Here is a 20,765-nt window from a genome sequence, read left to right as displayed (position 1 = left end):
TCTCCCCAAAGGGGCGAGGGTGTAATCGTCCCCTCTCCCCTATGGGGAGAGGGTTAGGGTGAGGGGTAGATTTTTCACTGCCACCCGTACCGGCGGCTATAGAATCCTTTCACCAGCTGCGTCAGCACCATATACCCGGCGAGGATCGCCACCAGCCACGGGAAGTAGCTGAGCGGCAGCGCCTGCAGTTGCAGATAGCCCGCCAGCGGCGAGAACGGCAGCGCGATGCCGAGCACCATCACCAGGCCGGTCATCAGGATCAGCGGCCAGGCGGCACGGCTCTGGAGGAACGGAATGCGGCGGGTGCGGATCATATGCACAATCAGCGTTTGCGACAGCAGCCCGACCACGAACCAGCCGGACTGGAACAGGGTCTGCTGTTCCGGGGTATTAGCGTGGAACACAAACCACATCAGGCAGAAGGTCAGAATGTCGAAGATGGAGCTGATCGGGCCGAAAAAGAGCATGAAACGGCCCAGTTCTGCCGGATCCCAGCGCTGCGGCTTCTGGATCTGATCCTCGTCGACGTTATCAAACGGGATCGCTACCTGGGAGATGTCGTACATCAGGTTCTGGATCAGCAGATGCAGCGGCAGCATCGGCAGGAACGGCAGGAACGCGCTCGCCACCAGCACGCTGAAGACGTTGCCGAAGTTGGAGCTGGCGGTCATTTTGATGTACTTGAGCATGTTGGCGAAGGTGCGGCGGCCTTCGATCACCCCCTCTTCCAGCACCATCAGGCTCTTCTCCAGCAGAATGATATCCGCCGCTTCCCGGGCGATATCCACCGCCCCGTCCACCGAAATACCGATATCCGCCGCACGCAGCGCGGGGGCATCGTTGATGCCATCCCCCATAAAGCCCACCACGTGCCCCTCGCGCTTCAGCAGGGTGACGATGCGCTCTTTGTGCATCGGGGTCAGGCGCGCAAACAGCGTGGTGCGCTTCGCCAGCAGTGCCAGCGCGTCGTCAGTCAGCGCTTCAATCTCGCTGCCCGTCACCACCTCGCCCGCATCCAGACCCACTTCGCGGCACACTTTCGCTGCCACCAGCTCGCTGTCGCCGGTGAGGATTTTCACCGTGATGCCGCTCTCTTTCAGCGCCTTTAACGCTGGCGCCGTGGTCTCTTTCGGCGGATCGAGGAAGGCGATGTAGCCCTCGAGGATCAGATCCGATTCATCGATGCGCTGGTAATCGCCCTCGCGGGCCGGCAGAAACTTGCTGGCCACCGCCACCACGCGCAGCCCCTGGCGGTTGAGGTTGTCGGTCACGCGCCGGATGCGCCGCAGCATGCTCTCGTCCAGCGGGACAATCTCCCCGTGATGCCGTACCTGGGTAGAGACATTCAGGATCTCCTGCAGCGCCCCTTTGCAGAGCAGCAGATGCACGCCCTGCTCTTCACTCACCACCACCGACATGCGGCGACGCTCGAAGTCAAAGGGGATCTCATCCACTTTTTGCCAGCGGGTCGAGAGGGTGCGGGCGGCGGCTTCGTCCACCCCTTCCAGCACCGCAACGTCGAGCAGGTTTTTCAGCCCGGTCTGGTAGTGGCTGTTCAGCCACGCGGTTTCCAGCACCCGCTCGCAAATCTTGCCCGAAACGTCGGTGTGGTGCTCCAGCACGATCTTGTCCTGGGTCAGGGTCCCGGTTTTGTCGGTGCAGAGGATGTCCATCGCGCCAAAGTTCTGAATGGCGTCGAGGTGTTTGACGATCACCTTTTGCTTCGAGAGTTTTACCGCCCCGCGCGCCAGGGTCGAGGTGACAATCATCGGCAGCATCTCCGGGGTGAGCCCCACCGCCACCGAGAGGGCAAACAGCGCCGCTTCCCACCAGTCGCCTTTGGTGTAGCCGTTAATCAGCAGCACGATGGGGGTCATCGCCAGCATAAAGCGGATCAGCAGCATGCTGACGCGGCCAATCCCCTGCTGGAAGGCGTTCGGCTCGCTCTCCTGCTCGCTGACCCGCCCGGCCAGCTGTCCAAACCAGGTGTTGCCCCCGGTGGCGATCACCATTGCCTGCGCCGTACCGCTCACCACCGTGGTGCCCATAAAGCACAGGGTGTCGCACTCCAGCGGGTTGCTCTGCTGCGGATCGCGGCTGTGGGCCACTTTCTCCACCGGCAGGGATTCGCCGGTCAGCGAGGCCTGCGCCACGAACAGGTCGCGTGCCTGGAGGATACGCAGGTCCGCCGGGATCATGTCCCCGGCCGCCAGCTTGACCAGATCCCCTGGCACCAGCTGATCGATGGGTATCTCCTGCCAGCCGCTTTCGCCTTTGTCGTTGAGGGTGCGCAGGACGGTGGCGGTGTTGCTGACCATCGCCTTGAGGGCATCCGCCGCGCGGGTTGAGCGGGCTTCCTGAATGAAGTTCAGCAGCGTGGAGATGCCCACCATCAGGGCGATCACCCCGGCGGCAAACAGGTCTTCGGTGGCATAGGAGATAACCCCCAGCACCGTCAGCAGCAGGTTGAAGGGATTGCGGTAGCAGGTCCAGAGATGAACCCACCAGCGGGCCGGCTTTTGCGCCGGGATTTCATTCTTGCCATGGCGGGCGCGGGCGATCCCCACCTCTGTGGCATTCAACCCTTCCGGGTGGCTGGCGAATGCGTGCCAGAGCGCATTCTCTTTCATTGCGGCGACCCGCAGGCAGTGGGCGGCAAGCGCGCCGGGAACGGCGGCATCGGTTTTACCGGTTGCCATTGGCGCACGCTGCACCAGACGACGCGGCAGATGGCGGCTCAGCCGGGTGAACAGCTGTTGGGTGAAATTTTTGAACATAATAAGTCCCCCGCACCCGTAAAAAACGGGCGCAGTCTTGCCATCAGACGTGACAAAGCCACGCCTGAGCGGCGATATCAATTATGCAGGGACGGATAAAACGTCACTGCCTTACGCATCCGGTAAGGCAGGAAGAGACTTACCGGAGTAAAAGGGTTCTCCCTGTCGGGAGAGGGGTGGGATCGGGATCCATACGGCCTCCGGTAAGTAAAAAAAGGTAAGTCGGCGCGCAGTATAGTGTTTTAACCATACCGTGAGTGACAATTCGGGCGGTATGATACCGCCCTGGCATTAAACCAAACGTAAACCAGACATTGCCCATTGCACATCGCGATACCCGATTTAGGCTTACTGATTATTTCATTGATGCATAACAGGATATAAAGCATGCAGAACCGCCTCACCATTAAAGACATTGCCCGTCTGAGCGGCGTGGGTAAATCCACCGTCTCGCGGGTGCTGAATAACGAAAGTGGTGTCAGCCAGCGCACGCGCGAGCGCGTCGAGGCGGTAATGGATCAGCACGGCTTTTCCCCTTCCCGCTCGGCGCGCGCCATGCGTGGCCAGAGCGACAAGGTGGTGGCAATCATCGTCACCCGTCTGGATTCGCTGTCGGAAAACCTGGCCGTCCAGACCATGCTGCCCGCCTTCTACGAACAGGGCTACGATCCGATCATGATGGAGAGTAAGTTCTCGCCGCAGATGGTGGAAGAGCATCTCGGGATGCTCAAGCGCCGCAATATCGACGGCGTGGTGCTGTTTGGCTTTACCGGCATCAGTGAAGAGATGCTCACCCCGTGGCAGTCCTCGCTGGTACTGCTGGCGCGCGATGCCCGCGGGTTTGCCTCGGTATGCTATGACGATGAAGGGGCGATCCACATCCTGATGCAGCGCCTGTATGAGAGCGGCCATCGCCATATCAGCTATCTTGGCGTGCCCCACAGCGACGTCACCACCGGCCAGCGCCGCCATGCTGCGTATCTGGAATTCTGCAAACAGCACGCGCTGCCTGCGGTCGCCGCCTTACCCGGTCTGGGGATGAAACAGGGCTATGAGAAGGTAGCCGACGTGCTGACCCCGCAGACCACCGCGCTGGTCTGTGCCACGGATACACTGGCTCTGGGCGCAAGTAAGTACTTACAAGAACAGCGCATCGACAGCCTGCAACTGGCAAGCGTGGGCAACACGCCGCTGATGAAGTTCCTGCACCCGGAGATCATCACCGTCGATCCCGGCTACGCCGACTCCGGCCGTCAGGCCGCTCTGCAACTGATCGAGCAGATCAACGGCCGCAGCAAACCACGCCAGATCGTCATTCCCGCCACCCTTTCCTGAGCGTCAAAAGACGCTTTATTGTGATCCTCGCCCGATTTCGGGAACGTTCCCATTTTCGTTAATTGAGGTTAAGAGTAGGCTTGCCACCAGTTATCTTCCTCCCCCTGAACGAGTGTCATGAGGTTTCATGATGAGCAAAGTAAAACAAACGGATATCGACCAGCTGATCGTGCTGGTTGGCGGACGTGACAATATCGCCACGGTCAGCCATTGCATTACCCGCCTGCGTTTTGTGTTAAACGACCCGGCCAAAGCCGACCCCAAAGCCATCGAAGATCTGTCGATGGTAAAAGGCTGCTTCACCAATGCCGGACAGTTCCAGGTCGTGATCGGCACCGAAGTGGGCGACTACTACAAGGCGCTGCTGGCGACCACCGGCCACTCCTCGGCTGATAAAGAGCAGGCCAAGAAAGCGGCGCGCCAGAACATGAAGTGGCATGAACAGCTCATTTCACATTTCGCAGAGATTTTCTTCCCGCTGCTGCCGGCGCTGATCAGCGGAGGCCTGATCCTCGGCTTCCGTAACGTGATTGGCGATGTGCCGATGAGCGACGGCAAAACCCTGGCCCAGATGTATCCGGCTCTACAGAGCATCTATGACTTCCTGTGGCTGATTGGCGAGGCCATCTTCTTCTATCTGCCGGTGGGCATCTGCTGGTCGGCGGTGCGCAAAATGGGCGGTACGCCGATCCTGGGTATCGTGCTGGGCGTGACGCTGGTCTCTCCGCAGTTAATGAACGCTTACTTACTTGGACAGCAGGTGCCTGAGGTGTGGAACTTCGGCCTGTTTACCATCGCCAAAGTGGGCTATCAGGCGCAGGTGATCCCGGCCCTGCTGGCTGGCCTGGCGCTGGGGATGATTGAAACCCGCCTCAAGCGCATGGTGCCGGACTATCTCTATCTGGTGGTGGTGCCGGTCTGCTCCCTGATCCTCGCGGTGTTCCTCGCCCACGCCTTTATAGGTCCGTTTGGCCGCATGATTGGCGACGGCGTTGCTTACGCGGTGCGTCACCTGATGACCGGCAGCTTCGCCCCGATTGGCGCCGCGCTGTTTGGCTTCCTGTATGCCCCGCTGGTGATCACCGGCGTGCATCAGACCACCCTGGCCATTGATATGCAGATGATCCAGAGCCTCGGCGGTACCCCGGTGTGGCCGCTGATTGCCCTGTCGAACATTGCCCAGGCCTCGGCGGTCACCGGCATCATCATCGTCAGCCGCAAGCATAACGAGCGTGAAATCTCGGTTCCGGCGGCCATCTCCGCCTACCTCGGGGTCACCGAACCGGCGATGTACGGTATCAACCTGAAGTACCGCTTCCCGATGCTGTGCGCGATGATCGGCTCCGGGCTGGCGGGCCTGCTGTGCGGACTGAACGGCGTGATGGCCAACGGCATTGGCGTCGGCGGCCTGCCGGGCATCCTCTCCATCCAGCCGACCTACTGGCAGGTGTTCTCCCTGGCAATGGCCGTAGCGATCATCGTTCCGATGGCGCTGACCACCGTTGTCTATCAGCGCAAGTACCGTCAGGGCGCGTTACAGGCGGTTTAATCTTCTTCGGGGCGCAGTTGCGCCCCCTTCGCATTTGCAGGAACGCATAATGAATACCCTTCCTCACTGGTGGCAAAACGGCGTCATCTATCAGATCTACCCGAAGAGCTTCCAGGACACCACCGGGCGCGGCACCGGGGATCTGCGCGGCGTGACGTCGCGTCTCGACTACCTCAAAACCCTCGGCATTGATGCCCTCTGGCTGACGCCGTTCTATATCTCTCCGCAGGTGGATAACGGCTACGACGTGGCGAACTACATCAGCATCGATCCGGCCTACGGCACGCTGGACGACTTCGACGAGCTGGTGGCCGAAGCCCATCGCCGCGGAATGCGCATCGTGCTGGATATGGTGTTTAACCACACCTCCACCCAGCACGCGTGGTTCCGCGAGTCGCTGAACCCGCAAAGCCCGTACCGCGAGTTCTATATCTGGCGCGACGGCACCCCGGAGCAGGCGCCTAATAACTGGCGCTCCAAGTTTGGCGGCAACGCCTGGCGCTGGCATGCCGAGAGCGAGCAGTACTATCTGCACCTTTTTGCCCCGGAACAGGCGGACCTGAACTGGGAGAACCCCGAGGTGCGCGCCGAGCTGAAAAAGGTGTGCGAGTTCTGGGCCGATCGCGGCGTGGACGGCCTGCGCCTCGACGTGATCAACCTGATTTCAAAAGATCAGGATTTCCCGGAAGACAACATCGGCGACGGTCGCCGCTTCTATACCGACGGGCCGCGCATTCACAACTACCTGCAGGAGATGAGCCGGGACGTCTTCATCCCGCGCAACCTGATGACGGTGGGCGAGATGTCCTCTACCAGCCTGGAACACTGCCAGCAGTACGCGGCGCTGGACGGGCGCGAGCTGTCGATGACCTTTAACTTCCATCATCTGAAGGTAGATTATCCCAACGGCGAGAAGTGGACCCTGGCAAAGCCGGACTATGTGGCGCTGAAAAGCCTGTTCAGCCACTGGCAGCAGGGGATGCACAACCGGGCGTGGAACGCGCTGTTCTGGTGTAACCACGATCAGCCGCGCATCGTCTCGCGCTTTGGCGATGAGGGAGAGTACCGCGTCCCGGCGGCGAAGATGCTGGCGATGGTGCTGCACGGGATGCAGGGCACGCCCTACATCTACCAGGGTGAAGAGATTGGCATGACCAACCCGCACTTCAGCCGCATCACCGATTATCGCGACGTGGAGAGCCACAACATGTTCGCCGAACTGCGCAACCAGGGACGGGATGCCGACGACCTGCTGGCGATCCTCGCAAGTAAGTCCCGGGATAACAGCCGCACGCCGATGCAGTGGGATGCCTCCCCCAACGCCGGATTCACCACCGGCGAGCCGTGGATTGGGCTGGGCGATAACGCAGAGGCGATCAACGTTGACGCGGCGCTGGCCGATCCCGACTCGGTGTTTTACACCTACCAGGCGCTTATCCAGCTGCGTAAAACCCTGCCGGTGCTGACCTGGGGGGATTATCAGGATCTGCTCCCGGATCACCCGTCGCTGTGGTGCTATCGCCGCCAGTGGCAGGGCCAGACGCTAATGGTGGTCGCGAACCTGAGCCGCGAGTGCCAGCCGTGGCAGCCGCATTCGGTGGACGGCAAATGGCAGGTGGCGATGAGCAACTATGCCGAGGTGTCCCGGCAGCCTGGCGCCATGACCCTGCGTCCCTTTGAAGCGGTGTGGTGGCTGCAAAACTGATGTTATCCGCCGGGCAGCGCACCCTTGCCCGGCGCACGCTTTTTTTGGTGGAAAATCAACCAGATTAGCGCTTGAAGAATTTACAAATCCCGGATCGCCCGTCATCTGTACACTTCGTTTTTTACCTTGTCCTGAATCAAATAAATCGCAAACAAGTTTGATGCAAATCACTACATATAGAACTTAGAATGCTCGCCGACCCAAGATGTTGTATTCATCGTCTATTATTGCCACAAGACTTTGCAACCCAGACTGCACCCGTTTGTGGATAAAAAGGGTCGATATCAGGAGAAATCGCGCGCGCGTCGGCAGTTACGGCCCCGACCCTTTTCCCTGCTTCTGTGGATAACCTGTTCTTAAAATGGAGTGATCATGACACCGCATGTGATGAAACGAGATGGCTGTAACGTGCCTTTCAAATCAGAGCGCATCAAGGAAGCGATTCTGCGTGCAGCTAAAGCAGCGGGAGTCGATGACGCAGACTATTGCGCCACCGTCGCAGAAGTCGTCAGCAATCAGATGCATGACCGCAGCAAGGTCGACATCAACGAGATCCAGACCGCGGTGGAAAACCAGCTGATGTCTGGCCCGTACAAGCAGCTGGCGCGCGCCTACATTGAATACCGTCACGACCGGGATATCGAACGTGAAAAACGCGGTCGTCTGAACCAGGAGATCCGTGGCCTGGTCGAACAGACCAACTCCGCGCTGCTCAACGAAAACGCCAACAAAGACAGCAAGGTGATCCCGACCCAGCGCGACCTGCTGGCGGGTATCGTCGCCAAACACTATGCCCGTCAGCACCTGCTGCCGCGCGACGTGGTGCAGGCCCACGAGCGCGGGGATATTCACTATCACGATCTCGACTACTCCCCGTTCTTCCCGATGTTCAACTGCATGCTGATCGACCTGAAAGGCATGCTGACCCACGGCTTTAAGATGGGCAACGCAGAGATTGAGCCGCCAAAGTCGATCTCCACCGCCACTGCGGTAACCGCGCAGATCATCGCCCAGGTTGCCAGCCATATTTATGGCGGGACCACCATCAACCGTATCGACGAAGTGCTGGCCCCGTTTGTGACCGCCAGCTTTAACAAGCACCGTCAGGTGGCAGAAGAGTGGCAGATCCCGGATGCGGACGGCTATGCCCGCTCCCGCACCGAGAAAGAGTGCTACGACGCCTTCCAGTCGCTGGAATACGAAGTGAACACCCTGCACACCGCCAACGGCCAGACGCCGTTTGTCACCTTTGGCTTTGGCCTGGGCACCAGCTGGGAGTCGCGCCTGATCCAGCAGTCTATTCTGCGCAACCGTATCTCCGGCCTCGGCAAAAACCGCAAAACCGCGGTGTTCCCGAAGCTGGTGTTCGCCATCCGCGACGGCCTGAACCACAAGTTCGGCGATGCCAACTACGACATCAAGCAGCTGGCGCTGGAGTGCGCGAGCAAGCGCATGTACCCGGACATTCTGAACCATGACCAGGTGGTGAAAGTCACCGGCTCGTTCAAAACCCCGATGGGCTGCCGCAGCTTCCTCGGCGTCTACGAAGATGAAAACGGCGAGCAGATCCACGACGGGCGTAACAACCTGGGCGTCATCAGCCTCAACCTGCCGCGCATCGCGCTGGAAGCCAAAGGCGACGAAGCGGCCTTCTGGAAACTGCTGGACGAGCGTCTGGTGCTGGCGCGTAAAGCGCTGATGACCCGTATCGCCCGTCTGGAAGGGGTCAAGGCCCGCGTCGCGCCAATTCTGTATATGGAAGGGGCCTGTGGCGTGCGTCTGAAGGCCGACGACGATGTGTCTGAGATCTTCAAGAATGGCCGGGCGTCCATTTCGCTGGGCTATATCGGCATTCATGAAACCATTAATGCGCTCTGTGGTGACAAGCACATCTATGACAGCGAAGCCCTGCGTGAGAAAGGCATCGCTATCGTGCAGCGCCTTCGCGACGCGGTGGATCGGTGGAAAGACGAAACCGGCTACGGCTTCAGCCTCTACAGCACCCCGAGCGAAAACCTGTGCGACCGCTTCTGCCGTCTGGATACCGCCGAGTTTGGCGTGGTGGAGGGTGTGACCGATAAAGGCTACTACACCAACAGCTTCCACCTCGACGTGGAGAAGAAGGTGAACCCGTACGACAAGATCGATTTCGAAGCGGCCTACCCACCGGTGGCGAGCGGCGGATTTATCTGTTACGGCGAATACCCGAACATCCAGCACAACCTGAAGGCGCTGGAAGACGTGTGGGATTACAGCTATCAGCACGTGCCTTATTACGGCACCAACACGCCAATCGACGAGTGCTACGAGTGCGGCTTTACCGGTGAGTTCGAATGCACCAGCAAAGGCTTCACCTGCCCGAAATGCGGTAACCACGACGCCGCCCGCGTCTCCGTGACCCGCCGCGTGTGCGGTTATCTGGGTAGCCCGGACGCCCGTCCGTTCAACGCCGGTAAGCAGGAAGAGGTGAAGCGCCGGGTTAAGCATTTAGGGAATGGGCAGATCGGGTAATTCGCTGCCGCCTTCATGCCCGGTGGCGCTGCGCTTACCGGGCCTACGGACCGCGCTCTTTTGTAGGCCGGGTAAGCGTAGCGCCACCCGGCGTTTTCGCAAAGCAGCTCGCGCCAGGACAAGGCGGCAAGCGAGTGCAGCCAACGCAGTAATGGCGTTAATTGAGAAGCGAAAATGAACTTCCACCAATACTACCCCGTCGACATCGTCAACGGCCCCGGCACCCGCTGCACTCTGTTTGTTTCGGGCTGCATCCACGAATGCCCCGGCTGCTACAACAAAAGCACCTGGCGGCTGAACTCCGGGATGCCGTTTACCGCAGAGATGGAGCAGCGGATCATCGACGATCTCAACGACACGCGCATTAAACGTCAGGGCATTTCGTTATCCGGCGGCGATCCGCTGCATCCGCAAAACGTGCCGGATATCTTAAAACTGGTACAGCGCATCCGCGCCGAATGCCCGGGAAAAGATATCTGGATGTGGACCGGCTACAAGCTGGACGAACTGAACGACGCCCAGCTGCAGGTGGTGGATCTCATCAACGTGCTGATCGACGGCAAGTTCGTGCAGGATCTGAAAGATCCGATGCTTATCTGGCGCGGCAGCAGTAACCAGGTGGTGCATCATTTGCGTTGAGTGTCAGAGACGTCTGTCGGCGTCCTGATAGACGGCGGATCTTTCACGCTTACCTATCGCCACCACGTAAACGGTCACGATCTTATCTCTGACCTGATATACCAGCCGATAGCCGGACGATTTGAGCTTTATTTTGTAGCAGTCAGGTAAATCATGGAGTCTGGAAGATTCTATCCGCGGGTTGGACAGTATAAGAGCCAGTTTCTTTTTAAACTGGCTCTTAACGGTTTCGCCCAGCTTCTGCCACTCCTTTAGCGCACGCGGATCGAATTCCAGCTCATAGATCATCCAGACTAACCTTGATCCCTTTTTGCGGATCCGCCAGCCGCTCCCTGACCGTCCTGAGCAGTTGATCTTCGCTGTCGCTCACCGTTACGGTTTTAACCGGCATACGGCCATTTTCCGCGACATACTGGAACAGAAGCCGGACGGCTTCCGTCGGGGTAATATTCAGTTTTTCCAGCACGGCATAAGCCTCGTTTTTGAGCGTGTCATCCAGACGGACGTTAAGTGTGGCCATTATGCCTCCGGTAAAAGCGAAATTGTAATGCAGTTTAGCATTACATTCGCATTACATCGAATTCTGGATAGTGCCTCTCAAAACCGGCTCAAACACTCCATTGCCACGGATTTAAATTCCGCAAAGTCTTGGCAGCCGCACAGCCGGGTCATTGCCCGTTCGCGCAGGAAGGTGACGAAGATATCGTAGATGGCCATTGCCTCTTCATACTCGCTTTTGCTGATGGCAAGCAGGAAGATGACGTGCGCGGTTTCATCCCCCCACTGGATGCCCTGTGGGGCCAGCACGGTGTAAACCACGGTCTTTTGCGCCAGCAAACCGAGGGAGTGCGGCAGGGCGATGCCGTCGCCGAGCAGGGTGCTGACGATGGCCTCACGCTCGACCACCGAGTCGAGAAACTCCGCATCGACGAACCCCTCCTCCTGCAGCTGGCCGCACAGCTCCTGGAACAGCGTCTGCTGGTCGATGGGTTTTTCAATCACGCGGAAGTGGCTGGCGTCGAAATACTTCTCCAGCATCCACGGGCGGGTTCTGTCCACCAGCACCAGCTTGCCAATCTGCTCTAACTGATAGTCGGTTGGGAACGGGGCGATCATCACCACCGGCTTGGCTTTTTCGCCGACGCGCGCGGTGGAAATGACAAAATCTTCGCTGATGCTTTCGCACTGCTCATATTCCCGCAGCGTCAGAACGCGGGTGACCTCGATTTGCGGATACTTGCGCTGCAACACCGCCTCGATCATCCGCACCATGGCGTTGCCCGCGTCGCACACCAGCATCACCCGCGGCTGGCGCTGATAGCCGATGTTGTAGTGGCGCTCCAGCCCGACGCCGATATGCAGCACCAGGAAGCCAATCTCGTTTTCGCTGATCGCATACGGAGTGTATTTGCCCCAGCTGGAGACCGCCGCGAGGGTCATGTCCCAGGCCATCGGGTAGTGCTGCTTGATGTTATCCAGCAGCGGATTGGGGATCATGATCTGGTAGCGCACCCGGGTAATCATGGTCTTAATGTGGGTCAGCAGATCCGCGTGCAGCTGGGCGTCGTCGAGCAGGTTGTAGTTATAGTGGGTGTTGATATAGCGCAGGATGTAGTTCACCAGCGCCTCTTCATCATCGGCGTTGATGGCGCTGGGGGAGATCTCCTGCACCTGGCGCGCGGCGATATGCACCCCCAGCCAGGTCACTTCCGACGGTGCCAGCGTTTTATCTGCCAGCCGGGCGATGGCGCTGGCGATATCCCGCGCGGCGTCGCGCACGTTCTCGGCCACCTCTTCGGCGTTAAATTCCGGCAGCGGATAGCCTTCGCTGATGCGCCGCACCGTCACCGCGCCGTAGAGGCGTAAAAACAGCTCGCCCTCATCGGTGAGGCGAATATGGTGCCGGGTAAAGGTCTCATGCAGGACGGCGGCAAGCTGCTCCGGCACGCCCGCATTCAGCGCCACCTCCGTCACCAGCGGGTTGAGATTGTCCTGCTGCGCCAGCTGCCACAGCAGATCGGTCAGGCAGGCGCGGATCGCCATCTCGCTGCCAAACAGCTTCATGCCGTGACGCGGACGGGTCTCCAGGGTCAGGCGGTAGCGGTGAAACCACTCCCGCACCTCCGCCATATCGCTCTGCAGCGTAGCGCGGCTGACGAACCACTCGTCGGCCAGATCTTCCAGCTTGAGGGAGAACGCCGAGGTGAGAAAACGCACCACCAGGTAGTGCACCCGCTCCGGGCCGGTGCGCGGAATACGCAGCATCCGTGGGTGGGAATCCTGCAGCAGCTGATAGCGCGCCGGATCGTCGATCTTCAGCTGGTAGCCGTTCCCGCGGCTGAGGATAAACTGCGCCCCGTTCCCCGCCAGCAGCGCGTTGAGCGCGGAAATGTCCGCCCGGACGGTACGCGTGGATACCGACAACCGCTGCGCCAGTTCATCCTGCGGCAGCGTTTCGTTTTGCAACATCTCGAACAGTTGCGCTAAACGTTGGTTGGGAAATCGCACGGGGTTGTCCTCTTACTGCTCAGGGTGAAATGACCATCTGGGATGGACTGCCTACCGGGGTGTAGTCTGGCTCAAAGCTCAGCCTGCCGTCCTGCGCCACGCGAAAACGGGTGATGTTGTCGCTGCGCTGGTTCATGACGTACAGCCAGCGTCCCTCTTTATCCAGCGTCAGGGTGCGCGGGTAATCGCCCCGCGTCCAGACATCGTCCTGATGGGTCAGGATGCCGTCCGCCGTTACGGTAAAGTGCCCGATGCTGTTATGCAAACGGTTAGCAACATACAGCTGTTTTCCATCGGTGCTTAATGCCAGCCCGGCGGCAAAACTGGTGCCTTTGTAACCTTCCGGCAGCGCGGAGACCGTTTTGCCCTCTTTCAGCGTGCCCCTGGCATCCACGGCATAATGGGTCAGCGTAGACGCCTCTTCGTTAATCAGCCACAGGGCATCACCTTTTGGCGTAAAGACGAAATGGCGCGGCCCAGCCCCTTTCGAGGAGGCGCTGATAAACGGCGGATCGTTCGGGGTGAGCTTGCCGCTTTGATCGTCAAAACGGTACTGATGGATGCGATCCAGCCCCAGATCGGTTGAAAAAACGAACTTCCCGCGCGGATCGGCGGCGATCATGTGGGCATGCGGGCCGCTATGCCCGCAGATGGCAAAACTGCCCTCCACGGCGGCTTCCGGTTTTGCCACACCCGGTTCGCCCCGATGCAGATGAACGTCGCTGGCCTCACTCAGGCTGCCATCTGCCTTCACCGGCAGAACGGCCACCGACCCGCTCCCGTAGTTGGCCACCAGCAGGTAACGTCCGGTAGGGGTCAACGACAGGGATACCGGGCCTGCGCCGCCGGACGCCACCTCGTTCAGCAGATGCAATTCTCCGGCGTCATCAATACGCAGCGCCTGAACAACGCCCTGCTCTACTTCGCTTGCCAGATAGAGCGTATTGCCATCCGGCGCAATAGCCAGCTGCGCGGCGTTTGTCAGGGTATGCGCCAGGGTTTTGTTGCTGAGCGCGCCGGTGATGGGGTCGAGGGTAAAGCGGTATAAGCCTTCGCCGTGGGTATGGTAAGTGCCGACCCAGGCGTATTGCTGATGTTGGGTATGCATGGGGATCCTGAGATTGTGCGGTTTGTTCCCCTCACCCTAACCCTCTCCCCACAGGGGAGAGGGGACGATTACACCGCTGGGGTGAGGGGTAAGTTTCGCTCTATTTAACCAGTTTCTTCGTCATTTCCAGCAGCGTGCGCACGTCTTCCGGACGCGTGTCGCCGCTGGCTTTGTCGATGATCGAACTGTAGATATGCGGGATGATCTTGCTCACGCCCGCATCCAGGGCGATCTGCAGAATCTCTTCGTAGTTTTCCAGATCGATGCCGCCGGTCGGCTCCAGCCAGAAATCGTGACGGGCGCAGGCTTCCGCCACCGCTTTGTATTCGTCACGGCACTTCAGGCCGCCCATCGGGAAGTATTTGATCGAGCTGCCGCCGAAATCCTTCAGCAGGGCAATCGCCGTCTCTACAGGGACAATGCCGTCCGGCGACGCGCTGCTCAGCGGGCCGGTGGAGATTTTCACCATGCCGACGGTGCCGGTCGGCGAGACCAGACCGTTGACCACGGACTCGCTCTGCCCCAGCAGCGCGCGGCTGGTCGCCACGCCGGTAAAGACCTGGTTGACGTGCTGCGGCTGTACCTGGCGGGAGATTTCGCTCACCATCGCCGACTGGTTCGGATCGCCCGCGCCCAGGCCCACGGAGAGCGCGTTATCGATTAGCGCGGCATACTCGCGCATATCGGCCACGGCGCTGTCGACGTCCGGGTAGTTTTTGGAGAGCACGCCCACCAGCACATGGCCTTCTGCCGCTTCATAGATGGCGCTGGCGTTGGCTTTCGATCCGGCCAGCACGTTCAGGCAGACGCGGTCACGGTAAAAATTGGGGGTCAGTTTCATGCCTTTTTCTCCTGGCCTAATACTTCGCTGATGCGGCGATAGACAATATTCAGTTGGTCGGCGCTGACGCTGCGCACGTCCGCTTCGATGATCCCTTCGTTGGCCTTGTAGCCACGGAAATAGATGGCGTATTCGCCCTGCTTCAGGGCGTGCACCAGGTCGCCGGTGCCGACGCCGGTGGCGGCTTCGTCGAACTTGATTTCGGTACGGGCGATATCGCGACCGGCGCTGTCCCAGACCACGCGGGCGGTGACGCCGTTCAGGGTGTTGAGCGCGTCAATAAACGGGGTCATCTTCGCCACCATCTCAGCACCGCTCTCTTTGGTGGCCGTCAGGTAGTGTTCGATGGCGCAGGTCAGGCCGAGAATCCCCTCTTTGCCCACCTTCATGGCGCGGCCAATGCCCGCCGTCTGGCGCTTCACCCACTCCACGTACTGGGTCCTGCCGATCACCAGGCCGCTGGTTGGGCCTTCAATGGCCTTTGCGCCGCTGTAAATCACCAGGTCCGCGCCGGAGCGGTAGTAGGTATGCAGATCCTCTTCCGCCGCCGCATCGACGATCAGCGGCAGGTCGTGCTTACGCGCCACCACGGCCGCCTGCTCCACGCTGAGCATGCTCTTCTGCACGCAGTGGTGAGATTTGATGTAGAGGATCGCCGCGGTGCGCGGAGTGATCGCCGCCGCCAGCTGATCGGCGGAGCATTCGTTGGCATAGCCCGCTTCCACCAGTTTGCCGCCGCCCAGCGCCACCATGGTGCCGACCGGGGCACCAAAGTTGACGTTATGGCCCTTCGGCAGGACGATCTCGTTGTTCTCAATCGGGGTGACGTGCAGGTTTTCCAGCAGCCAGTCGCTGTCTTTTACCAGCACGGCCGCCACCGACTGGGCGATGCCCGCCGAGGCGCAGGAGACGACGGTCGCCCCTTCCACATCCAGCAGTTTCGCGATGTATTCGCCGGTTTTGTTCACCAGATCCTTCATCTCGAAGTACTGGTTCATGCCGTCCATTGCCGCCTGCACCACTTCCGGGCGCGGGGTGGAGACGCCGAGCGCGGTCATGCGTCCGGAGGTGTTAATCACCTGTTTTAAATTGTATTTCTCAAAAATTGAAGGCATGTTCCGTGCTCCCTTGTTCGGTCATGTAGCCCTTGCCCGCGCGGATCGCGGCAAGCGGCACCAGAATGTGTTCAGCCTGCAGGCTGTCGTTTTCGGCATCCACCAGCACCGTCGGCTGGCGCTTAAGGGTGAACAGCGTCAGGTCAGCATCGAGACCCGGCTGAATGCGCCCTTTCTGCGTCAGACGCAGGCCGTCGGCGGCGTTGGCGGTCACGCACTCAATCACCTGCGGCAGCGACATGCCGATGGCGAGGAATTTCGACATCACGCTTGCCAGCGAGCCCACCGGACCGTTGATGCGGTTGCGGCAGTAGATATCCGAGCTGATGGTGTGCGGCAGAATGCCCATCGCGATGGCGCGTTTCGCCACTTCAAAGCTGAAGCTCGCCGTGCCGTGGCCCACGTCCAGACGCACGCCGCGCTTCAGGGCGGAGGTGATGGAGGCGCGCAGTTCGCCGGATGGCGTCAGAATGCGGTTCGGTTTGCCGTTGTAGCAGTGGGTAATGATGTCCCCGGAACTCAGCAGGTCGGCAATCTCATCGAGGTTCGGCGGGTTGTTGCCGATGTGGACCATCAGCGGCAGGTCGCCGTTCTCTTTCTGGATGGTTTTGGCGCGCTCCAGCGGCGTAATGCCGTTCTCGCCCACCACGCTGCTGCTCATGCGCGCTTTCAGGCCGACGATAAAATTCGGGTGGCGTTGTACCGCCTGCTTCACCGCGTCGGCGTCGATGTTGGCCATGTTCGCCAGCTCGTTCTGGGCAATCAGCCCCACGCGGGAGATGTTCAGCAGGGCAAAGACCTCGGTGGAGGCTTTGCGGGTGATGGCGTAGAAATCGTCCACGTCGTCCGCCCCGGTGCTGCCCGCGTCGACCACGGAGGTGACGCCGGTGGCGATGCCGACGCTGTCAGGCTCGTCGTGGTAAATCGGCGAGTTCGGGTAGCAGTGGACGTGGGAGTCGATCCAGCCTGCGCTGACGTAAGTGTCGCCGTTAAGCTCAACGGTGCGGTGGGCGGGCTCGGTGATGTCGCCCGTCGCCGCGATCTTCCCGTCCTGAATGGCGATATCGGTCAGGGTATCGTCGGTGAGGCGCGCACGGCGCAGGAGTAAATCAAACATGGGGTTCTCCTGATAAGTCGGGCGCCTGAGCGCCCGCGGGTATTAAAGGGCGACCGGGAACAGCCAGCCCAACAGCATTGCACCGAGGATGGCGCCGCCGGTGATCGGCTTCTGCCAGATATAGAACAGCAGTGCGCCCGCCAGCGAACCAATGCCGATAGGAATCGACGCGGTCATCGCGCTGAGGATAATCAACGGCCCGAGGAAGCGGCCGGAGGCGTTACCGGCCCCCATCATCACGTCTGCCCCGTAGGTGGAGTTGCTCTGGTTGATGGTGAACTTACGCGCCAGGATGATGACGTAACCAATCGCCAGGCCAATCACCAGGCCGGTTGCCAGCGAGGCGGCAAAGTTGGTCACCGGGAACATGATGCCCGCGCCCAGCAGCAGCGCCGGAACGCCTAAGCCCACGCCGGTCTGGATCGCGCCGCCGATATCGAGGATCCCCACCAGCGAACCTTCGATAATACGGGCGAACAGGAAACTGGCGCCAAACGCCGCCACCGCGCCGTAAGCCCCGGTATCGATCCCCGCTTTCAGCATCGCCACGAAGGCCACTTCGTTAAAGGCACCGATGCCGTAGAGGTAGTACATGTGCGTCCCGGCGAACACGCCGGAGGAGAGCAGGCCAACGAAGATCGGGAACGACCAGTCGGCATACCAAAAACCTTTATTCTGTTCCATTTAGAGGCTCCTGTTACTTGCCGCTGAGCGAGTTGTGGATCATGTCGAGCCAGTTCGGCACGGTCAGATGGAAGGATTCAATCATCTTCATGTCGAAGCCGCGGAAGAAACCGCTCAGCACGAACAGCAGAACGATGGCCGCCATCATCACTTTGGTGACGTGGTTCCAGCCGCTCTCTTCCACGCCCTTGCCGATCAGGATGCCCAGCACCAGACCCGGTACGGCGTTACCCATAATCAGCTGCGCCGCGCCGCCAAAGACGGTGGCCCAGAAGCCCGATTTTTTGCCCGCGTCGATGGCCGCCAGCCAGAAGATCACCGGCATCACGGTGTTGACCAGCAGGTTAGCCGCCGGCACCAGCACCTTAACGGCGGTTACCTGCAGCGCGGCCGGAACGGACGAGGCGGTGAGGTTCAGGAAGGTGACGACAATCATGCCGATCACCCCGCAGGCAATCGCCATTTTGCGGGGATCGTGCAGGGTCTCGCCGACGTTGCGGTTTTTGATCATCAATGCCGCGGCACCCCAGTTAGGGATGATGCGGTGGTCTACGTCCTGGGTGAAGGAACCGGCCGCCACTGACGACGCCCAGGCGTTAAAGAAGAAGCCTAACCCAAAGGAGAAGTGGGACGCCGGATCCCCTTCACAGGAGTTCAGCTCCCCCAACGTACGAAACGCGCCCATACCTTGTGTGGTAGGCGCATGAAACATGCGTGCAGCCCCGGCACCAACGCCGACGCCAACCAGGCCGCCGATGATGAGCGATTTTATTAAAATTATCAGGAACATTAGTCTGCCCTATTAGTAAGAATCAGCGTTGCGTGACAAAGTCCACCTGGTCGAGATTGATGGCAGTCACGTTGACGGTCACGTCCAGCTCCACGCTGTAGGTGCGTCTTTCCCGGCGCAAAAAGAAGAACAGAAACGCCTCTTTACGCACCGCTTCTTGCGCCTGAACAACCTGCACATCCTGTGGCTCAATACGCAGTAAGATATGCGGCGATGCTTTCATCACCGCGGCCTGAACGTGGTTCAGCGCGTCGGCAAAGGCGCGCGCTTTGGCGTCACCTTTGCCTTTCACTCTCACCGTGGTGGTGAACTGTTCTTTCATGCTTATGCGCCGTGCTTCTTCTGCCACGCCTGAACCAGACGCTCGCCAAGCTCTTCTTTATCCATAAAGCCAAAGCCCAGCACGTTGCAGCCTTCGTTGATGGCGGTCACGCCCTCTTCCACCGAACGCATGCCGTACTTCGCTTTGTAGCCATATTTGGTCTGGGCGGTGATAGCACCCGCGCCGCCGCTGCCGCAGAAAGAGATACCGAAGGTGGCGTTTTCCGCTTTCATCACGTCGCCGAGCTTCATATCCGCCGCCATGCCAGGGACCACGACCGCGCGGCCACCTGCTTTTTCAACCCCTGCTGCAACCTTCTGGCCTTTGCCCAGGCGATCGCCGATGACAACTGTAATTTGTTCCATGATGTGCTCCTTAAAGGTTGTCTTTTGCGACTTCGAAGTGAACGGAGAGCAGCCAGGCCTCTTCATCAGGAAGATTGCCAAACTGCGCGACCACTTCACGGGCAAGCCGCATGGATTCTGGTGAGATTTCGTCAAACAGGTCAGCTTCGACCTCCGGCAAGGGTTCGCCGGTAACTGACCGGTGCGCCATGGCGCGAACGTGGGAGGTCAGCATCTGCTCCTGAACGGCATTGGGGATAATGTTGTGATGACTAAGCAGCGCGAAAGTCTGCCTGAGCATGCTGTCGGCGAGCTGTTCAGTTTGTGCCGCCTGGTCTCCAGTGTCGTTTATTACCGTTCCGTTAATCACTCGTCTTACCCCGTTATTGGCTCTGGGATAAAACTAACGCCAGCTGTTATGGGTTTGTAGCGAGTTATTTTCCACTTCGAAGTGGAAAGGAGAGCGGCACCAGTGATCTGTGCCACATAATTGCTCTGAATAATGATTTTGAACTGGATTTACGTGACGAATATCACGCATCTGAACGGCGAATACGGCGGTCTGGAAGTGGAAAAGTTTACGAGCAGACTCGTAGAAATGTGAGCTGGATAAGGTTTTCTTATGCGGATTGGGTAGAGTGGCCCTGGGTGCTTGAGACTGACCGTCTCTTGCATGGGACGGAAAGTGGAAAGCCCCGCCTGACTAAAAATCAGGGCGGGGGCTCGAAACGACACGTCCAACCACGTGGAGTTCGCTACCTCGCCCGCTTTTAAAGCAAGGAGGCATCCATGAAACGCAGAGATCCCAGTATCGGGGTTTTGATGATTATTTCTTTGACGATAATCATCTTAACTCTGGTGACGCGGAAAACGCTGTGCGAGATCCGTTTTCGAAACGGTTCGCTTGAAGTGATTGCGCAAATGGAGTGTCGCTCCGGATCGTAGGAGCAAACAGGCGGAGGCGTTTAGTGCGCCTCCGCACACGGGGACAGGGCGTAAGGCTCAGGCACCCATTAACGGTATTTTTTGTGATAGGTATTGCGCGTGGTGACAAACCCGTCGGCTGCCGCCTGGGCCTCTTTCACTTTGCCTTCGTTCGCCAGCTTCAGCGCGCCGTCGATCTGGCCCACCAGCGTCTCAAGACCGTGGCGGAAATCTTTCATCTCCGGGCTGTCTTCCGCTTTGCCTTCCAGCTTCGGCGGGGTCTCTTTCTGCGCATCCACCGCCGCGGTACGCATTTTGGTTAACGCCTCTTTCATCTCTCCGGCATTATCGGTTTTTTGCACCACCTTCAGGTTTTCGCTGAGGGTGTCCATATTGTCTTCCAGGTCGGCAAAGACCGACGTACTCATTACCAGCGATGACGCTGCGAGGATAGCTAACAGGGTTTTACGCATTGCTCACTTCCTTTTTTATTATC

20 protein-coding genes are annotated in these 20,765 nt (G+C 59.5%); 6 read left to right on the top strand and 14 right to left on the bottom strand.

What is annotated here, in order from left to right; all coding sequences use genetic code 11:
• Positions 1 to 74: 74 nt before the first annotated feature.
• Positions 75 to 2,777 (bottom strand): magnesium-translocating P-type ATPase, encoded by a 2,703-nt coding sequence (gene mgtA, locus FHN83_RS14055; RefSeq protein WP_139564075.1) that lies wholly within the window; start codon positions 2,775 to 2,777, stop codon positions 75 to 77.
• A gap of 387 nt (positions 2,778 to 3,164) precedes the next feature.
• Between mgtA and treR the strand changes: the two genes are divergently transcribed.
• From treR to nrdG, 5 genes are all read left to right on the top strand, one after another.
• Entirely contained in the window at positions 3,165 to 4,112 is a 948-nt protein-coding gene (gene treR, locus FHN83_RS14050; RefSeq protein ID WP_139564074.1) for a trehalose operon repressor TreR, read from the top strand.
• Positions 4,113 to 4,242: 130 nt separating this feature from the next.
• Positions 4,243 to 5,661 carry a PTS trehalose transporter subunit IIBC gene (gene treB, locus FHN83_RS14045; RefSeq protein WP_176556540.1) on the top strand — a complete coding sequence of 473 codons (1,419 nt, stop codon included), beginning with the start codon at positions 4,243 to 4,245 and terminating at the stop codon, positions 5,659 to 5,661.
• 49 nt (positions 5,662 to 5,710) lie between these two features.
• The gene (gene treC, locus FHN83_RS14040) at positions 5,711 to 7,366 is read left to right on the top strand and encodes an alpha,alpha-phosphotrehalase (protein ID WP_139564072.1); all 1,656 of its coding nucleotides are present in this window, start codon (positions 5,711 to 5,713) and stop codon (positions 7,364 to 7,366) included.
• Between the two features lie 372 nt (positions 7,367 to 7,738).
• Positions 7,739 to 9,877, top strand: coding sequence for an anaerobic ribonucleoside-triphosphate reductase (gene nrdD / locus FHN83_RS14035; protein ID WP_139564071.1), 2,139 nt, complete (start codon positions 7,739 to 7,741; stop codon positions 9,875 to 9,877).
• A 174-nt stretch (positions 9,878 to 10,051) separates the two neighbouring features.
• Positions 10,052 to 10,516, top strand: coding sequence for an anaerobic ribonucleoside-triphosphate reductase-activating protein (gene nrdG / locus FHN83_RS14030; protein WP_139564070.1), 465 nt, complete (start codon positions 10,052 to 10,054; stop codon positions 10,514 to 10,516).
• A 3-nt stretch (positions 10,517 to 10,519) separates the two neighbouring features.
• On the opposite strand, the gene FHN83_RS14025 is transcribed toward nrdG, so the two are convergent.
• The 12 genes from FHN83_RS14025 to FHN83_RS13970 form a co-directional block, all read right to left on the bottom strand.
• Positions 10,520 to 10,804, bottom strand: a complete 285-nt coding sequence (locus tag FHN83_RS14025) for a type II toxin-antitoxin system RelE family toxin (RefSeq protein WP_139564069.1) — start codon at positions 10,802 to 10,804, stop codon at positions 10,520 to 10,522.
• Positions 10,794 to 11,036 carry a type II toxin-antitoxin system RelB/DinJ family antitoxin gene (locus FHN83_RS14020; protein WP_039030603.1) on the bottom strand — a complete coding sequence of 81 codons (243 nt, stop codon included), beginning with the start codon at positions 11,034 to 11,036 and terminating at the stop codon, positions 10,794 to 10,796. Before FHN83_RS14020 ends, FHN83_RS14025 begins: the two co-directional genes overlap by 11 nt.
• A gap of 77 nt (positions 11,037 to 11,113) precedes the next feature.
• A complete protein-coding gene (locus FHN83_RS14015) occupies positions 11,114 to 13,024 on the bottom strand; it encodes a BglG family transcription antiterminator (RefSeq protein ID WP_139564068.1) in 1,911 nt (636 codons plus the stop codon).
• A 19-nt stretch (positions 13,025 to 13,043) separates the two neighbouring features.
• On the bottom strand, positions 13,044 to 14,132 hold the full coding sequence (locus FHN83_RS14010) for a lactonase family protein (RefSeq protein ID WP_139564067.1): 1,089 nt from the start codon (positions 14,130 to 14,132) through the stop codon (positions 13,044 to 13,046).
• Positions 14,133 to 14,232: 100 nt separating this feature from the next.
• A complete protein-coding gene (gene dagF, locus FHN83_RS14005) occupies positions 14,233 to 14,973 on the bottom strand; it encodes a 2-dehydro-3-deoxy-phosphogluconate aldolase (protein WP_138370111.1) in 741 nt (246 codons plus the stop codon).
• A complete protein-coding gene (locus tag FHN83_RS14000; protein WP_039030606.1) occupies positions 14,970 to 16,088 on the bottom strand; it encodes a DgaE family pyridoxal phosphate-dependent ammonia lyase in 1,119 nt (372 codons plus the stop codon). The genes dagF and FHN83_RS14000 overlap by 4 nt, the downstream gene beginning before the upstream one ends.
• Entirely contained in the window at positions 16,072 to 17,205 is a 1,134-nt protein-coding gene (locus tag FHN83_RS13995; protein WP_139564066.1) for an amidohydrolase/deacetylase family metallohydrolase, read from the bottom strand. Before FHN83_RS13995 ends, FHN83_RS14000 begins: the two co-directional genes overlap by 17 nt.
• 42 nt (positions 17,206 to 17,247) lie before the next feature.
• Positions 17,248 to 17,889 (bottom strand): DUF4310 family protein, encoded by a 642-nt coding sequence (locus tag FHN83_RS13990; protein ID WP_039030608.1) that lies wholly within the window; start codon positions 17,887 to 17,889, stop codon positions 17,248 to 17,250.
• 13 nt (positions 17,890 to 17,902) lie between these two features.
• The gene (locus FHN83_RS13985) at positions 17,903 to 18,679 is read right to left on the bottom strand and encodes a DUF4311 domain-containing protein (protein WP_039030609.1); all 777 of its coding nucleotides are present in this window, start codon (positions 18,677 to 18,679) and stop codon (positions 17,903 to 17,905) included.
• Positions 18,680 to 18,701: 22 nt separating this feature from the next.
• The gene (locus FHN83_RS13980) at positions 18,702 to 19,001 is read right to left on the bottom strand and encodes a DUF4312 family protein (RefSeq protein ID WP_006810338.1); all 300 of its coding nucleotides are present in this window, start codon (positions 18,999 to 19,001) and stop codon (positions 18,702 to 18,704) included.
• Between the two features lie 2 nt (positions 19,002 to 19,003).
• The gene (locus FHN83_RS13975) at positions 19,004 to 19,366 is read right to left on the bottom strand and encodes an SFCGS family glycine-rich protein (protein ID WP_032616243.1); all 363 of its coding nucleotides are present in this window, start codon (positions 19,364 to 19,366) and stop codon (positions 19,004 to 19,006) included.
• A gap of 10 nt (positions 19,367 to 19,376) precedes the next feature.
• Positions 19,377 to 19,715, bottom strand: coding sequence for a glycine dehydrogenase (locus tag FHN83_RS13970; RefSeq protein ID WP_039030611.1), 339 nt, complete (start codon positions 19,713 to 19,715; stop codon positions 19,377 to 19,379).
• Positions 19,716 to 20,134: 419 nt separating this feature from the next.
• On the opposite strand from FHN83_RS13970, the gene FHN83_RS13965 reads away from it, so the two are divergent.
• Positions 20,135 to 20,290 (top strand): Hok/Gef family protein, encoded by a 156-nt coding sequence (locus tag FHN83_RS13965; RefSeq protein WP_039030612.1) that lies wholly within the window; start codon positions 20,135 to 20,137, stop codon positions 20,288 to 20,290.
• Between the two features lie 68 nt (positions 20,291 to 20,358).
• Here the strand turns inward: FHN83_RS13965 and cybC are convergent, their stop codons facing one another.
• The gene (cybC, locus tag FHN83_RS13960; RefSeq protein ID WP_039030613.1) at positions 20,359 to 20,742 is read right to left on the bottom strand and encodes a cytochrome b562; all 384 of its coding nucleotides are present in this window, start codon (positions 20,740 to 20,742) and stop codon (positions 20,359 to 20,361) included.
• Positions 20,743 to 20,765 lie beyond the last annotated feature (23 nt).

This window comes from Leclercia adecarboxylata (assembly GCF_006171285.1).
In the GTDB taxonomy this organism is placed as follows: Bacteria; Pseudomonadota; Gammaproteobacteria; order Enterobacterales; family Enterobacteriaceae; genus Enterobacter; species Enterobacter barmai.
The sequence above is the reverse complement of the archived record's forward strand: the minus strand, read 5'-3'. Positions and strand labels throughout refer to the sequence as shown.